Source organism: Brevibacillus panacihumi, assembly GCF_003710985.1.
GTDB lineage: Bacteria > Bacillota > Bacilli > Brevibacillales > Brevibacillaceae > Brevibacillus > Brevibacillus panacihumi.
Genome location: NZ_RHHT01000030.1, coordinates 27,621 through 43,308 on the forward strand (window position 1 = coordinate 27,621; position 15,688 = coordinate 43,308).

11 protein-coding genes and 1 pseudogene are annotated in these 15,688 nt (G+C 52.3%); 10 read left to right on the forward strand and 2 right to left on the reverse strand.

All coding sequences use genetic code 11. The features are described 5' to 3' along the window. The first annotated feature begins 90 nt into the window (after window positions 1–90). From EDM58_RS14630 to EDM58_RS14655, 6 genes are all read left to right on the forward strand, one after another. The gene (locus tag EDM58_RS14630) at window positions 91–912 is read left to right on the forward strand and encodes an alpha/beta fold hydrolase (protein WP_122914000.1); all 822 of its coding nucleotides are present in this window, start codon (window positions 91–93) and stop codon (window positions 910–912) included. A 180-nt stretch (window positions 913–1,092) separates the two neighbouring features. Continuing rightward, window positions 1,093–1,653: an NADPH-dependent FMN reductase gene (locus EDM58_RS14635; protein WP_122914001.1), complete on the forward strand. Its 561-nt coding sequence runs from the start codon at window positions 1,093–1,095 to the stop codon at window positions 1,651–1,653. A gap of 163 nt (window positions 1,654–1,816) precedes the next feature. Next, window positions 1,817–2,080, forward strand: coding sequence for a heterocycloanthracin/sonorensin family bacteriocin (locus tag EDM58_RS14640; RefSeq protein ID WP_122914002.1), 264 nt, complete (start codon window positions 1,817–1,819; stop codon window positions 2,078–2,080). 177 nt (window positions 2,081–2,257) lie between these two features. Beyond that, window positions 2,258–4,180, forward strand: a complete 1,923-nt coding sequence (locus EDM58_RS14645; protein WP_122914003.1) for a putative thiazole-containing bacteriocin maturation protein — start codon at window positions 2,258–2,260, stop codon at window positions 4,178–4,180. Further along, window positions 4,177–6,120 carry a TOMM precursor leader peptide-binding protein gene (locus tag EDM58_RS14650; RefSeq protein WP_122914004.1) on the forward strand — a complete coding sequence of 648 codons (1,944 nt, stop codon included), beginning with the start codon at window positions 4,177–4,179 and terminating at the stop codon, window positions 6,118–6,120. Before EDM58_RS14645 ends, EDM58_RS14650 begins: the two co-directional genes overlap by 4 nt. A gap of 22 nt (window positions 6,121–6,142) precedes the next feature. Next, a complete protein-coding gene (locus EDM58_RS14655) occupies window positions 6,143–7,723 on the forward strand; it encodes a SagB family peptide dehydrogenase (protein WP_122914005.1) in 1,581 nt (526 codons plus the stop codon). Between the two features lie 56 nt (window positions 7,724–7,779). Here the strand turns inward: EDM58_RS14655 and EDM58_RS14660 are convergent, their stop codons facing one another. Beyond that, window positions 7,780–8,697 carry a LysR family transcriptional regulator gene (locus tag EDM58_RS14660; RefSeq protein WP_122914006.1) on the reverse strand — a complete coding sequence of 306 codons (918 nt, stop codon included), beginning with the start codon at window positions 8,695–8,697 and terminating at the stop codon, window positions 7,780–7,782. A gap of 146 nt (window positions 8,698–8,843) precedes the next feature. Here EDM58_RS14660 and EDM58_RS14665 point away from each other — a divergent pair. The 4 genes and pseudogenes from EDM58_RS14665 to EDM58_RS14680 all read left to right on the forward strand — a co-directional run. Further along, window positions 8,844–9,566: pseudogene (locus EDM58_RS14665) on the forward strand (SDR family NAD(P)-dependent oxidoreductase); the annotation flags it as partial. Window positions 9,567–9,804: 238 nt separating this feature from the next. Next, on the forward strand, window positions 9,805–10,797 hold the full coding sequence (locus EDM58_RS14670) for a C-terminal binding protein (protein WP_183187515.1): 993 nt from the start codon (window positions 9,805–9,807) through the stop codon (window positions 10,795–10,797). Between the two features lie 152 nt (window positions 10,798–10,949). Then, window positions 10,950–12,260, forward strand: a complete 1,311-nt coding sequence (locus tag EDM58_RS14675; RefSeq protein WP_122914008.1) for an MFS transporter — start codon at window positions 10,950–10,952, stop codon at window positions 12,258–12,260. A 179-nt stretch (window positions 12,261–12,439) separates the two neighbouring features. Then, a complete protein-coding gene (locus EDM58_RS14680) occupies window positions 12,440–13,738 on the forward strand; it encodes an MFS transporter (RefSeq protein ID WP_122914009.1) in 1,299 nt (432 codons plus the stop codon). 65 nt (window positions 13,739–13,803) lie between these two features. Here EDM58_RS14680 and EDM58_RS14685 read toward each other — a convergent pair whose 3' ends face one another. Further along, window positions 13,804–15,441, reverse strand: coding sequence for a peptide ABC transporter substrate-binding protein (locus EDM58_RS14685; protein WP_122914010.1), 1,638 nt, complete (start codon window positions 15,439–15,441; stop codon window positions 13,804–13,806). Window positions 15,442–15,688 lie beyond the last annotated feature (247 nt).

The following is a 15,688-nucleotide window of genomic DNA, read 5'->3' on the forward strand; positions in this document are numbered from 1 at the left end:
GGTTATCGCTAAAACGGTACAATCGCAAGGATTTTCCGGAATTTTCCCGAATTATTATCTTACTATTGCGAAAAAGTGGAGGGAACGGAAATGAACCAAGGCGGCAAGTACGTAAAGGTGGAACCAGGCGTTGAGCTTTTTGTCCAGGATGTAGGAAGTGGCGATCCACTTGTGTTTATTCCAGGCTGGACATTTACGACGGAAGTATTCCACAAGCAAGTGGAGCATTTTCAGAAAACGAACAGGGTCATTGCCATCGACCCGCGCAGCCATGGAAGATCGTCTATCACCATGCACGGGAATGATTACACGACGCACGGCTCTGATCTGGCAAAAGTGATAGAAGCATTGGAATTGAAGAATGTGACATTGATAGGCTGGTCATTCGGTTGCTTGACGATGTGGGAGTACATCAGACAGCATGGAACCCAGCATATAAAATCTCTCGTCTTTGTCGACTTGTCTCCGAAGCCGCTATCGATCAATCATGAGCAGGATTGGGTGGAAGGACCCCTCGATGAGATTGCGGCGGCCTTTAACACGTATTTGCGAGATTCGGAAAAGCAACGGGAGTTTATATCTTCCTATGCGACGGGCATTATGGTGCAAAGAGAACTGCAGGAAGAAGAGCTGAACTGGATCGTAGAACAGTCTCTCAAGACACCGCATTACATCGCGGCCAATCTTTTCGCGTCCGGCATGTTCTCGGATTATCGGGCGGAAGCCAAGCTTGCGTGCGAGTCGGTGCCGACCCTTACGATTGTTGCCGAGCATTGGGCGCCCATCGCAAAGAACTTCGTTGCCCAGCATGCCCCGCAATCAGCTGTTGAAGTGTTGGGCGGGCATATGATGTTTTGGGAGCATGATGAGAAGTTTAATCAGATCATCGAACAGTTCATCGCGAAAATATAAGCGAGCAACAGTCAGACACAACAGACCGGCAGAAGAGCTAGAGTGGCTTCAGCTGGTTTTCTTTTTGCAGGAAGACATGCTTTTTGATAAAAAACTTCCATCAAGGAATCTTTTTCAGTATAATGACATCAAGAGTTTCTAAACATAAAATATATGTAAGTATACTTAGGAGGAGCACATATGACTGGCAAACCACATATCGTCGGCATTTCCGGCAGCCTGCGCAAAGGATCGCTGAATACCAAGCTGCTGCTGAACGCAAAAGAATACTTGCCTGAGCACTACAGATTCACACTGGCGGATATTTCGGAGCTGCCCCATTACAATCAGGATTTGGAAGAGGATATGCCAGAGGCTGTTCTGAAGCTCGTGGAATTGTGCAAGTCGGCAGACGGCTTCCTGTTCAGCTCTCCGGAGTACAACTGGTCCATTCCCGGTGTATTGAAAAATGCGTTGGATTGGTTGTCTCGCCAAGCAGTAGGCACGCCACTCGCTTTGAAGCCTGCGGCGATCATGGGAGGAACTCCAGGAGGGTTCGGCACCTCACGAGGACAGCTACATCTGCGCGAGCAGCTTTTCGCGCTGAATCTGGACACGGTCAATCGTCCGGAGGTGCTGGTTCCGCAGCTTCATTTGAAGTTTGATGAGGAAGGTCAATTTACGGATGAGATGGGCCGCAAGCTGCTGGAGCAGCTGATGGCGAACTTTGTGCAAAAGGTAGAACGAAATAAGCAAGCATAAACCCAGATCCCCCCACCAGATAGACGGTGGGGGGATTGTTGTGTTTTTTATCCAAAAAATGGGCTTTTGGAGGAGGAACCATTAGCGGATCATCTTTCATAAATCTATTGTAGCTTCATCGATGGGCATTCGTTTACATGTTGGTATCACGGAGGTGGTAAAAATGGACGATTTCAAAAAAGAGCTGAAAAAGCTGAAGGTAGACAAATTCAAGGGCGGGGACGTGACTCCCTGGGACAATGAAAGTCAGAAAAATGCCATGCTGGTTCAAGGAAGATGCGGTAGCTGCAGCTGTTCACATAGATGCTCATGCAGATGCTCATGCAGTTGTTCTTGCAGCTGCTCCTGTTTTTGCTTCTGCAGCTGTTTTTTCAACTGTTTCTTCAACTGCTTCTTCCGTTGCAGTCGCTGCGCCCGTTGTTTCTAGGCTTCCACAGGTAATCGCGCTTGTCTGAATGAAGAGGCAGCTCCTGCCCAGTCACGTGGCTAGGCTGTCAGGGGCTGCCTCTTAAAAGATCTGGCATGAGGGACAAATAGAGGTACATAAGATGACGATGAAAGTGATGGCGGATTATGAGAACGGCTCACGGCAAGGAGGGCTGGCATGACAAAATTGGACTCTTCGATGCGTCTGAAAGTGAAAAGAGATACGTTTTTTTATCCTGATCCAAAGGGGAGTGTGTATTTTCGCAACAATGTAGGGTCGTTCCGAATGGAAGGCAACGGGATTGATCAGTGGATTGAAATACTGTTGCCTGTATTTGACGGGGAGCATACGTTGGGTGAACTGACAGAGGATTTGCCTGCAGAATACCAGGAGCGGGTCTATGACATTGCAGCAAGCTTATTCCAAAACGGTTTTGTTCAGGATATGAGCCAAGAACGTCCTCATCAGCTGGCGGACAAGATCCTCCAAAAGTATGCCCCGCAAATTGAATTCTTACGTAATGTAGCGGATTCAGGTGCTTACCGTTTCATGTCCTATCGTCAGGCGAATGTGTTGGCGATAGGCTCCGGTCCGATCTTTGTCTCTCTCGTTGCAGCTTTGCTGGATTCCGGCTTGCCCAAGCTCCATATGCTGATCACAGATTCGATACCGACCAATCGACAGCGGATTGAGGAATTGGCAGCACATGCCCGCAAAACGGACCCTGAGGTCGCGATTGTGGAGCTTGGTCAGCAGAGGGATGAAAAGATTTCATGGCGCGAGGCTGTGCAGCCGTTTGATTCCATCTTGTACGTATCACAGGACGGCCATGTAGAGGAGTTGCGGCAGCTGAACGCGATTTGCAGAGAAGAGGGCAAGCTGTTATTCCCCGCTATTTGCCTGCAGCAGGTGGGAATGGCGGGTCCGCTGGTACATCCTGATTCTGAAGGATGCTGGGAATCGGCGTGGCGCCGTGTGCATCAATCTGCGATCCGTAACGAACACGAGCTGCATGTGTACTCTTCCACAGCCGGAGCGATGCTGGCGAATGTGACCGTGTTTGAATGGTTTAAAACCATTACAGGCGTGAACGAAAAGGAGGCGAGGAACAAAGTTTTCCTGCTTGATCTGGAGACGTTGGAGGGAAACTGGCATTCATTCCTGCCTCATCCATTAGTGCAAGGAAACATGACAATGGAAAGGATACAAGACCAAGAACGGCATCTCGAACAGAACGAGGAAAGAAGCGAATCGAATGGCCTGATTCCTTATTTCAGCACGTTGACCTCTGCGGAAACGGGGATCTTCCATATTTGGGAGGAAGGGGATTTGAAGCAGCTTCCTTTGGCGCAGTGCCGCATCCAGGCTGTCGATCCGCTGTCCGAGGGACCTGCTGGGCTGTTGCCGGAGATGGTGTGTACTGGTCTGACGCATGAGGAGGCGCGCAGGGAAGCGGGCCTGGAGGGAATCGAAGCCTATGCCATGCGTATGGTACAAGGGACGGGACCAGATGATTTCATCGGTGTCGGAGCAGGAGAGACGAAGGCGGAGGGGGTTTGCCGCGGATTGCTAAGGTGCTTGTCGAATGAACTGGCAAAAAATCAGAAGGTTGAGATTCCTTCTGTCTTTCCGATGCAGGTAAGCGAGGTAGAAGATGCACGTTGTCAGTACTATCTGCAAGCACTGACCACCATGCAGGGAGCACCGAAGATCGGACTGGGAGAGGAAGTGCTCGGCTTCCCTGTTGTTTGGGTCGGCTCGGGCGGACGCTGGTACGGCAGCGCAGGCTTGCATGTAACCCTGGCGTTGCGAAAGTCGTTGCAACAGGCACTGCTGCATGCGCAAAACGAAGGAGAATCCCCTGCGCCGCATGTACGTCAGGCTTCATCCGTTCTTCTGGCAGAAAAGGAACCGCAATGTCTGGTGATCCCCTCCCTCGATGATGCGTCCTGCCATCAGGATGTTTTGCAGTCCGCCTTGCAGGTATTGAAAAGTCATCGTAAACAACTGATCCTCTTTGATTTGGCACTGGAATCATTTCAGAAAGAAGAATTGGCAGGCGTGTACGGAGTGTTGCTGCGAGAGGAGGGGGGCTGGTGAGCGGCATTGTTTTGGTTGTCGGGGAAGGGGTGCTGGCGGACTTCGTGTGCAAAGAACTGTCCACTCTGTGCCGAATGGTTCGTCAGGACGATTTGAAGGCCGGAGTGCCAGAGGCGACGGAATTGGCTCTGTTGTTGCATGATGCCTGGGACCCTGCTGTTCATCAGGAGGCGGAAGTGCTGCTGCAGCCATCCGGCATCCCGTGGCTGCGCGGTTTCGTTTCTTTTGGGGAAGGCGTGGTCGGCCCTCTGATTCGACCCGGTGAACCGGGGTGTTCCCAATGTGCAGATCTGCGACATCTCATGGCCGGACGCGATCGCAAGGAGATGTGGGAGCTGCAACAGCGTTTGGGGGAGAACGGGGGAATCTCTCGTGACGCATGGGCAACGCATTCAGGCCTTTTGCAGGTGACGCAGGTGCTCACTGCTGAAGTGCAGAGAGTGCTGAAAGGCGAGCAAGCCCACTTGGAAAGCCGGATGTTTTTAATCAATCTGAAAACGTTGAAAAGCTCACGCCATTTCTTTTTGCCCGATCCTTCCTGTGAGGTTTGCGGTCAAATGCCGGATGATTCATCGCTGGCGGCCCGTATAGTCCTGAAACCCAATCCCAAGCTTAGTGCCGACAGCTACCGCTCTCGTCCGTTGGATGATCTGAAAGAAGTTCTCAGCAAGGAGTATCTGGATTACCGGACAGGCTTTTTAAATGGAAAACTGCTCGACCTGGTGTCGCCGTTTGCCGATGTGAGCGTGAATCTTCCTTTGTTCACAGCAGACGAATCCACCTCTGGTCGTACTCATTCCTATTTGCACAGCGAGATGACAGCCATCCTGGAGGGCTTGGAACGGTACTGCGGTCTGGCGCCTCGCGGGAAACGGACGGTTGTCCACGACAGCTATCACAATCTCGCGGATGATGCGCTCGATCCCGTGAAGGTAGGACTGCACGCGAAGGAACAGTATGAGAAGAGCGGCTTTCCATTCAAACGATTTGATCCCGATCGGCGTATCCCTTGGGTATGGGGCTATTCATTCCTGCAAGAGCGTCCGATATTGGTTCCAGAGCTGCTCGCCTATTACAGCATGGGCGGCAGAGACGGGTTTGTCTTTGAAACCTCCAACGGATGCGCGTTGGGGGGAAGCATGGAAGAGGCCATTCTGTACGGCATCCTGGAAGTGGTAGAGCGTGATTCGTTCCTTTTGACCTGGTACGCAGAACTAAGTCTCCCGCGCCTTGACCCTTATTCGGCTGACGACAAGGAATTGTGCTTGATGCTTGAACGTTTGCAGGAGGTGGCGGGATATGAGGTCCATATGTATAACGCGACGATGGAGAACGGGATTCCCAGCGTGTGGACACTGGCAAAAAACAGAAAGCAAAAGGGAGTAAACCTGATTTGTGCTGGCGGAGCTCATCCGGACCCTGTTCGGGCGGTGAAAAGCTCAATACACGAGTTGGCCGCCATGCTGCTGTCACTCGATGCGAAGTTTGAGGCAAACAGGGAGGATTACGTGCGGATGCTCCACGATCCTTATCAGGTGCAAAAAATGGAGCATCATTCCATGCTGTATGCGTTGCCGGAAGCAGAAGAGCGCCTGCAGTTTTTGCTGGATGATTCACGTCCATTGCGCACATTTGAAGAGGAATTCGGGCAAAAGCCGAGGCATGCTGACCTGACTGATGATCTGAAAGACATGCTTCAGACCTTCCAGCGATTGAACCTGGATGTGATCGTGGTGGACCAGACGACCCCTGAGATTTCGCGAAACGGACTGTATTGTGTGAAAGTGCTGATTCCCGGGATGCTGCCGATGACGTTCGGACATCATCTGACCCGCTTGTCAGGGCTGGATCGCGTATTGCGTGTGCCGGTAGAGCTCGGGTACGCGAAGCAGCCGTTGACATTTGAACAGCTGAATCCGCATCCGCATCCGTTTCCATAAGGCATGACGAGGGGGAAAAAGGATGAGTCTGGAAGCGTTTTTGCACCAGCTGCATTTCGATACAGACAAGGCAAGGCCGCTTGACTTTGAGGTGGATTGGGAAGATGCGCCGCTGCCCTTTAAACTCTACCGCGGCTTGCCTGTCATACCGCTATCTGCGGAAATACCCCTCACACTGGAAGGAAGCGCAAGGCCTGCGAAGGCAGATCTGCGTGAACTGGGGCATTTTCTCTGGTATGCATTCGGGCTTACTCAATTTAGCCAGACGGCCTTTGACTGGGATTCCGGAGAGGAAGCTATCGGAACGATGCAGTCCTATCGGCGGTTTGTTCCTTCCGGGGGCGCGATGTATCCCAATGAATTATATGTCTATCTGAAAGTGGAGGAGGTTCCCAGCGGAATATACCATTACGACGTGGCGCACCACCGATTGGTGCTGCTGCGTGAGGGTAATTTCGATTCTTATTTGAGTCGGGCGCTTGGCAATCGCTGTGACGTCTCGGCTTGTTTCGGAGCCGTTTTTGTCGCAACCATGTTCTGGAAGAATTTTTATAAATACTATAACTTTGCTTATCGTCTGCAAGGGCTGGATTCAGGTGCTTTGATTGGTCAATTGCTGGAGGTATCGAAACGGTTTGGCTATGAATTGGGGGTATACTTCCAGTTTCTGGATCGGGCGGTAAACCATCTGCTTGGTGTGTCTGAGCGAGAGGAAAGTGTCTACGCGGTTATTCCGCTGTCGCTGGAGTCGGGGATAACGTGGTTTGCGAAAGGGAATGAAGGGAATCGAAATGTCTCAGCCGCTGAATTGTCCCAGGAGCTGCCAGCTGTACGACATGACCACTTCGTGCGATCTCAAAAGGTCCTGGAATACCCGATGCTGATCCAAATAAACGAAGCGTCCCGGCTGGAATCTCTGCGGTCGGTCCGGCAGATTTGGGGAGAGGAGAAGGCTGCCTACGACCTACCTGCGCTGGAGCTGCCGCACGCAAAACGGATGACCTATGACCTGGCGGCTGCATGCAAGAAGAGGTATTCACCGGAGCGGGATTTCGTATTAGGCAAGGTAAGCCGAGAGCAGCTGGCCACTTTGCTGCATGAGGTGACAGCCGCCTTTTCATACCGGAACGATTTGGATGAGGACTGCGTGAATCCTGAGTCCCGAGTCCTCCTGTACGGCTGTTTCTACAACGTGGAGGATATTCCAGACGGCGCCTACCAGTATGACCGTGCTGCACATGCTCTGAGACTGATTCGTCCAGGCGACCATCGGCATTGGCTGCAGGAGGGTATGAATCTGGACAATGTCAATCTGTTCCAGGTGCCGCTTTGCTTTCACGTGGCGGGGGAAAGGAATCATCTGCTGAAAAAGCTCGGATACAGAGGGTATCGCATCCAACAGATGGAGGCCGGAATGCTTGTGCAGCGTCTGCTGCTGACGGCGTCCGCCATCGGTATGGGCGGACACCCGCTCCTCGGCTATGACGTGAGCACCTCTGATGAGCTCTACCAGATGGCTCAGCATGGAAAAACGAGTCTCATTCAAATTCCGGTTGGTCCCTGTCGTCCGAGGCCACGGTTGGAAGGAGGGCTGCACGGTTAGGAGATCCCCTGAAAAAGGTTGCCGCGTATGACCCGGCAGCCTTTTTTCGTCGTTAGCTAGGGGAGGAGAGAATCCATTCTCTTTTTCAAATCGTATTGCAGGCGGTTTGCAAAGTTCTTGGAGATTTGCGAGAAATGTCGCTCCTCAGAGCGGACCCAGCTTAGATAGACGGACTGCTTGGGAATGTCCAGGTCCAGGGTAAGGATATCCTGAACGGGCAAATAAGGTTCGTCGATAAAGGAGTAGTCGATGCCGAGGGTGACAGCCAGGTTTTCTCTGACGGCATTGCGAATGGCCGTGGTGTTGTTGGTCGTAAACAAAATGTCTACCGGACCGTAAGTGGCAGAAAAGTCCTCCACAAACCATTGGACGTATTCATCCTCGTACAGCGCGAAGGGATGGCGGCGCAATTCCTCCGGCGAGACAGTGTCCTGGAAAGCAAGAGGGGAGTCCTTGGATACCCCTGCGACCATTTTTACCGGCAATACGGGTTCAAAGATCAGCCCCGCGTTTTTAGGAATGAGGTCGCTGAATAAAATGATCAATCCGATATCGAGTTTTTCCTGGCGGATGTCCTCCAGGATTTCTTGCGTTCCTTTTTCCGTGATTTCAAAGCGAATTTGGGGGTAATCCTTTTTAAAGCTGGCTATCGCGTTTACCAGCAGATTCATCGGGCCGGGAATGGTTGCGATTCTGAGCTCGCCGCTGATCGCGTTGGTAAATTGTTGCGCCTCCTCCCGAAGCTCTTGCAGCTTCTGCAGCACTTCAAAGGCCTTCTTGATGAGAATCCGTCCTTCTGGTGTAGGGACTGCGCCCAGCCGGGAACGGGTAAAAAGGGAAACGCCGAGCTCTGCCTCCAGACTGGAAAGGGCTTGGCTAATCGCTGACAGTGTGACGTGCTTGTTCTGCGATGCTTTGGTTAGAGAGCCTGTTTTCGCCACCTCGACAATGTATTCGAGCTGCTCCAGGTGCATGGCGCGCTTCACATCCTTAAGTGAAAATGAAGGAACGGTAATTATATTTACATGTTACTAAATATAATGAAGGTCTATACTTGAATCAAGGGCACGAAACACATTCACATCTATCAAACCGCCCATCGAAATGGAGGCGTTTACAAATGGCGAGACTGGAAGGGAAAGTAGCGATTATCACAGGCGGGGGCACTGGCATCGGGAAGGCCACAGCTCTTCGTTTTGCAAAAGAAGGAGCAAAGGTAATCGTCACGGACATCAATCAGGAAAGTGCCAGCAAGACAGCAGCCGAAATTCAGGGAGCAGGGGGCGAGGCACAGGCGATTGCCCACGATGTTACGCGAGAGGAACAGTGGGAGCAAGTCGTGGCTGAAACGGTCAAGCATTACGGAAAAGTGGACATCCTGTTTAATAATGCAGGCATTTATATTATCAAACCGCTGGCAGAAATCACGCTGGAAGAATGGAATCGGCTGATGGCCATCAACGTGACCGGTGTATTTTTGGGCATGAAGCACACGATGCCGGTCATGGCCAAACAAAAAAGCGGCTCTGTCATCAATGCTTCATCGATCGCGGGCTTGATTGGTGCTCCCGGCCATGTCCTGTACGGGGCAAGCAAAGGCGCTGTTCGCATCATGACGAAGGATGCAGCGATCGAGTATGCGTCTGCCGGTGTACGCGTCAATTCCATTCACCCGGGCTATATCGATACCGGAATGGTCGCCTATGCCTCGGAGGCTACGAAACACTCCAAAGAGGAATTGGCACAGGGCGTACCGACTGGCCGACTGGGAACGGTCGAGGATGTATCCAACGTGGTGCTGTTCCTCGCTTCTGATGAATCGGCGCACGTCACCGGAGCCGAAATAGGACAGTTTGGACATCCCAAGCTCGGGGAGACCATTGCTTCCATTATCGAGGAGTGCAAGCGCTTCCAAAAGCCATGGGGAATCTTTTGTCCCTCGATCGAACATGCAGAAGGCTGGATCCAGCGGGGAGCTTCGCTGGTGTTGGTCGGTTCGGATGCTTTATGGCTGTTGAACGGGATCAATAGTCTGAATGGTTGGAAGAGAAAGTATAGTCCGAAATGAAGGAGAGGCAACGATGAAAAAGGCTTACTTTGCGGATAAGGAATGGTTAAGTGAGGAGCAATGGGCGATCGTCGAGCAGGAGTTCGCGCAGTCTGGCGTCGAGCTTGTCGGGAAGGAGTGGAAAACGGAAGAAGAGATTATTCGGGAAGGCAAGGATGCTCACGCGATTTTGGTGATTGCGCTGCCGATTACTCGCAGGGTCATGGACGAACTGCCTGATTTGGAGGTCATTGTCCGCTGCGGCATCGGTCTTGATTGTGTCGATCTTCCTGCAGCTACCGAGAAGGGAATCATCGTTTGCAATGTACCCGATTACTGTGTGGACGAAGTGTCCAACCACGCTCTGGCGCTCCTGCTGAATTTCAACAGACAGATCAAGGGATTTGCCAAAAGGGCCAAAGAAGGCGGCTACGGACCTGGGAATGAGATTGTGATTGAGCGCCTGGAGGGGAAAAATCTTGGCATCCTGGGCTATGGGAGAATCGGCCGAAGCCTGGCGAGGAAAGCATCGGCCCTGGGATTGAACATCGCCGTATACGATCCTTTTGTACAGTCGATTGCGGAAGAAAACGTTCAGTTGCATTCCTCTCTTCCAGAATTCCTGTCTGATTGCGACTACGTGTCGATTCACACCCCTCTTACCCCGGATACCTTTCATCTTTTCTCCTACGAGGAATTTGCACAGATGAAAAAATCTGCGGTCCTGATCAATGTCTCACGCGGGGCGATTGTCGACAAGGATGCGCTGTATGACGCTCTGACGACAGGGAAAATTGCGGGCGCGGGACTGGACGTCTGCGAGGGGGAGCCTGTAGACAGGGATGAGCCGTTGATCCACTTGGAGAATGTCATCTACACTCCGCATGTGGCGATGTTCTCCAGAGAATCCCTGGAAACGATGTACAGGCAAGTCTCGGCGCAGGCGATCCAGGCATTGGGCGGCGTCTGGCCGAACAATGTGGTCAACCAGAAGTTGAAAGATACCTGGCTGCAAAAAGAAAAATGATTCCCTGCAAGCACTCGACAGAATCGCTGGGAACGATCCGGTCGAGGGGAAAGCTTGCAGGAAATCCAAAATTAGAAAAATATCTTCCAAAGAATTGTATCATAGTTCGTTTGATTATAAAAAGGGGCGCCCCATCCATTGGAGGTATTCAAATGTCTCAAATCACGACTGATGCGATCGAGCAGAGGACGATCCGGAAAATAACTCTGCGATTGATTCCTTTTCTGTTTCTCTTGTATATCATTGCTTACCTGGACCGTGTAAATATTGGCTATGCCGCCCTTGAGATGAATCAGGATCTCGGCATTACCAGTGAAGTGTTTGGAGCTGTAGCGGGAATTTTTTTTCTTGGCTATTTTCTGTTTGAAGTACCCAGCAATATCCTGTTGAACCGGCTTGGCGCCCGGGTCTGGATTGCGCGAATCCTGGTGTCGTGGGGAATCGTCGTGGTCATGACCGGCTTTGTGCAAAGCGCAGGCTATCTGTATGTCCTGCGGTTTTTGCTGGGTGTGGCAGAGGCGGGCTTTTTTCCCGGCATTGTCCTGTATATCACCTTTTGGTTCCCGGCCAGAGCACGTGGTCGTGCGATTGCCTTGTTTATGACCGCCATCGCTGCCTCCCAGATTATAGGAGCGCCGGTCTCCACCTGGCTGATGACAAACATTCACTGGTTTGGACTTGAGGGCTGGCGCTGGATGTTTATCCTGGAAGGCTTGCCGGCTGTTCTGCTCGGAATCGTCACTTATTTTTACCTGATTGATCGACCTGAAAAAGCAAAATGGCTGACCGCAGAAGAGAAGGACTGGCTGGTTCAGGAGCTGCAGAAGGATCGCAAGACCAACTCACAGGCCCACACCCATTCGACGAAAGAGAACTTGCAGGCGTTGAAAAACCCGAAGGTATGGTATTTGGCGATCATCTACTCTACGCTTGGGATCGGGCAGCTTGCCATCGCCTTCTGGTTGCCCACCATCTTGAAGGATCTCGCCAGTGCTTTGTCAAACATCCAGATCGGATTGATTTCAATGCTGCCGAACATTGCGGCGGCAGTCGCGATGGTGTTTTGGGCAAGGCGCTCGGATCGAACCGGGGAGCGGTACATGCATGCGGCTATTCCCGCTCTGATCGGCGCTTTCGGATTGCTGATGATGGGCTTCATGCCCAACCCGGTCCTGTCGATGGTCATGCTCACCATAGCCATGGTTGGCATGTATTGTTTCTTTGGCCCTTTCTGGGCGTTGTCCAGCGTGTATTTGGGAGAAGCCGCTGTCATCGGCATCGCAGTGATCAACTCCATCGGAAATCTGGGAGGCTTCTTGGGTCCTTATGGAATGGGGATGATTACAGAAAGAACAGGCTCGGTCCAGATCGGCATCATCTTCTTGGGCGCTTCTGTACTGGTTTCGGCTATCATGGTGCTGATGATTCGGATGAAAAAGACAAATACGCATATCGAAGCCTGATTGCTCAGCCAGCACAGTTTCCCTCACTGTGCCGGCTGTTTTTTTGTTCCTGCGCTTACAGAATTGACATTCCTCTGGAAGAAAACTAAAATACAAACAATTCAATCGCCTCCACGCTGACGGAATCATTCACCGAATGAAAACGGAGCTGCATGTGAGGGAAAAGGTGGAACAAGCGCATGTCGAAAAAAACGGATGAGATAGACAGTTACCTGAATTCTCCGGAAAAACAGGGATGGCTGTACAAACGGACGTTGATCATTGTTGTCATTTCACAAATATTCGGGGGAGCGGGGCTGGCAGCGGGCGTAACGGTTGGGGCCTTGCTGGCCCAGGACATGCTGGGGACAGACAGTTATGCGGGAATACCAGCGGCATTGCTGACGCTGGGATCTGCCGGAGCGGCGATGCTTGTCGGTCGGCTTTCGCAACGGTTCGGTCGCCGTGCCGGACTCGCGGCAGGATTCCTTGCCGGGGGGATTGGCGCCATCGGGGTCATTGTAGCTGCGGTGGATCGCAATATTCTTCTGCTGTTTGCTTCGCTGCTCGTCTATGGCGCCGGGACAGCCACCAACCTGCAAGCCCGTTATGCCGGGACAGACCTGGCGAAGCCCAACCAACGGGCGACTGCTGTCAGCATCGCGATGGTCTCGACGACATTTGGCGCTGTGGCAGGTCCCAACCTGGTGGATGTAATGGGCCGATTTGCCGAGTCGCTCGGTATTCCAGCGCTGGCAGGTCCTTTCATTTTGGGTGCCGCAGCCTTCATCCTCGCTGGATTGGTCCTTCTGTGCTTGCTCCGTCCGGATCCGTACGTAGTCGCAAAAGCGATTGCCGCCGCGCAGAAAAAAGAGCAGAATCAGTCGGCTGATGTGGCTTCCCCGACTCGGGGAAGTGCCAACCGGGGCATTATTGTCGGGGCGACGGTCATGATTTTGACGCAAATCGTAATGGTTGCGATCATGACGATGACACCCGTGCACATGATGCACCACGGACATGGGTTGAGCGAGGTTGGATTGGTCATCGGCATCCATATCGGCGCGATGTATCTCCCATCTCTGTTGACGGGGGTGCTCGTCGACAAGATCGGACGAACGGCGATGGCCTATGCATCTGGAGGGATTCTCCTCGCCGCCGCTCTCCTTGCCGCGCTGGCACCTGCCGATTCCATGCTGCTTCTCATCGCCGCGCTCGCTTTGCTCGGCCTGGGCTGGAACTTTGGCTTGATCAGCGGCACGGCGCTCATTGTCGATGCCACGGATCTGTCTACCCGAGCGAAAACGCAAGGCACGATCGATGTCTTGATCGCATTGGCTGGCGCATCTGGCGGAGCTCTATCCGGGATGATCGTAGCAAGCTCCAGTTATGCCACGCTCTCGTTTGCGGGGGGAGTCTTGTCGCTGCTGCTGATCCCGGTAGTAATCTGGTCCCGCAGCAACCGAAAAGCAGGGCAAAGCCAAAATCTGCCGATGTAAACAAGCAAGAAGCCGATTCCTCCTAGAGTGTGGAATCGGCTTTTTTGATAGGCTCACATCTGCGCTTATTTTTCTACATAGGCGTATTTGAAGTAGGAGCCACCCAGCGGAAGAATCACAAAGTCTTTCACCTTGTCGTTTTTGATATAGGGATTACCGCGGAAGTGGATTGGTGCGACAGGCATTTCTTCCATTAAAATCTTCTCCGCGTCGAACATCAGCTTGTTGCGCTTTTCGGGGTCTGTTTCATAGTAGCTTTGATTCAACAGCTCGCGGTATTCCTGGTTGTCAAAGCGGACGACGTTGTTGCCGCCATCTTTGTCCTTGAACATCTCCAGGAAGTTGATAGGATCGTTGAAATCCGCGCCCCACAGCCAAATGCCGAATTGGTAGTTTCCTTCGAGGACGTCTGCGTAATAGACCTTCCATTCGGCTGTGCGAATTTCCATGTCGATGCCGAGCGTGTGCTTCCATCTGTCCTGCAGGGCCTGGGCGATCTTTTTGTCTGTCTCGCCGACATCATAGTAGTACGTCAGTTTGGGGAATTCCTTCAGTCCGAGCTCCTGCATGCCTTCCGCCAGCAATTGCTTCGCTTTTTCCGGATCTTCCTTGAAGAAGCCGTCCGGGTTCAAGCCCATGGATACAGGGGACCAGCCGAAAGCGGGTGCAACTCCTGTCTGCAGAATGCCGTCGATGATCTCTTTTCGATCGATCGCATAGGCGAAGGCTTGGCGGATTTTTTTATTGGTGAAAGGCGGTTTGGTTGTATTAAAAATGACTCCCCGCGTCCCCGGATTGTCCGCCACGATAATTTTGCCTTCCTCTTTCAGCTTCCCGATCGCATCTGGAGACAAGTTGAAGGCAGGGTACCCGCCCCAATCCAGATCGCCGTTTTCAAACATGGACAAGGCTGTGTTGGGGTCTTCGATCATGGCGATCTCGATGCGGTCCAGCTTGACGTTGGCTTGATCCCAGTATGTTGGGCTTTTGCTGAATGCCATCTTGGCTTTGTGCTCCCAGACATCCATCACGAAGGGGCCGTTTCCAACAATGGTTTTGGCGTCATTCGCCCAGTCTGGATTGCTCTCAAGTGTCTTTTTATGCAGCGGATAATAGGTGGTAAAGGAGGTCAGCTCACGGAAATAAGGCGTAGGGGCGCGCAGGGTGAACTCGAGCGTGTAGTCGTCCGTTGCCTTGACGCCGACGTCATCCAGCGAGCCTTTTCCTGTGTAATACTCCTCGGCCCCTTTGATATAGAATAGTTGATAAGCATAGTCTGCGGCAGTCTTGGGGTCGAGGTTTCGCTTGATCCCGTACTCGAAGTCATGCGCGGTGACCGGATCGCCATTGCTCCATTTGGCATCTTTGCGGATGGTGAAGACGTAATGAGAGAAATCGGGGGATTGGGTAAAGCTCTCAGCCGTCGCATTGACCATCTCCCCTTGGCGATCGACAGCGGTCAACCCTTCAAACACCAGATTGATCATGTCCATGGAAGGAGCGTCGGAAGCAATGCCGGGGTCCAGTGTCGGCGGCTCACCGGGAATGCTCCAGTTCAGCACCATGGGTTCAGCTGGTGAAGGTTCGGCGACGGTCGGGGTACCATCTGCGGGTTTCGTCGTGTCGGTAGATGTTGTACTGCACCCTGCTACCAGACTAAAGAGCAGGGCTGTGACAGAAATACGGAGTAGCCACTTTGGCATATACACCCTCCTAGCATTTAAAAAATTTAGAAAATTCCTACATTGAATTCAGGATAATAGAGGGATCACCAGGTGTCATTCACCATCATGTATAAATCGACTCGCGATTTACCTCCAAAAAATGCGGGCAGTCTCATACAACTTGTTGTGAAGGACGAGTATACTTATGCCCGCCAAAGGTGATGGGAAGGGAGGTGTTGCCTGTACTGCCCTGGGCTTCCCGCAGGCTGAGGAAGGGCATTTGTTC

What these genes read in the sequence shown, in the direction of transcription:
- EDM58_RS14630 (WP_122914000.1), top strand. Translation starts at nt 91, where the DNA reads ATGAACCAAGGCGGCAAGTACGTAAAGGTGGAACCAGGCGTTGAGCTT.
- EDM58_RS14635 (WP_122914001.1), top strand. Translation starts at nt 1,093, where the DNA reads ATGACTGGCAAACCACATATCGTCGGCATTTCCGGCAGCCTGCGCAAA.
- EDM58_RS14640 (WP_122914002.1), top strand. Translation starts at nt 1,817, where the DNA reads ATGGACGATTTCAAAAAAGAGCTGAAAAAGCTGAAGGTAGACAAATTC.
- EDM58_RS14645 (WP_122914003.1), top strand. Translation starts at nt 2,258, where the DNA reads ATGACAAAATTGGACTCTTCGATGCGTCTGAAAGTGAAAAGAGATACG.
- EDM58_RS14655 (WP_122914005.1), top strand. Translation starts at nt 6,143, where the DNA reads ATGAGTCTGGAAGCGTTTTTGCACCAGCTGCATTTCGATACAGACAAG.
- EDM58_RS14660 (WP_122914006.1), bottom strand. Translation starts at nt 8,697, where the DNA reads ATGCACCTGGAGCAGCTCGAATACATTGTCGAGGTGGCGAAAACAGGC.
- EDM58_RS14670 (WP_183187515.1), top strand. Translation starts at nt 9,805, where the DNA reads ATGAAAAAGGCTTACTTTGCGGATAAGGAATGGTTAAGTGAGGAGCAA.
- EDM58_RS14675 (WP_122914008.1), top strand. Translation starts at nt 10,950, where the DNA reads ATGTCTCAAATCACGACTGATGCGATCGAGCAGAGGACGATCCGGAAA.
- EDM58_RS14680 (WP_122914009.1), top strand. Translation starts at nt 12,440, where the DNA reads ATGTCGAAAAAAACGGATGAGATAGACAGTTACCTGAATTCTCCGGAA.
- EDM58_RS14685 (WP_122914010.1), bottom strand. Translation starts at nt 15,441, where the DNA reads ATGCCAAAGTGGCTACTCCGTATTTCTGTCACAGCCCTGCTCTTTAGT.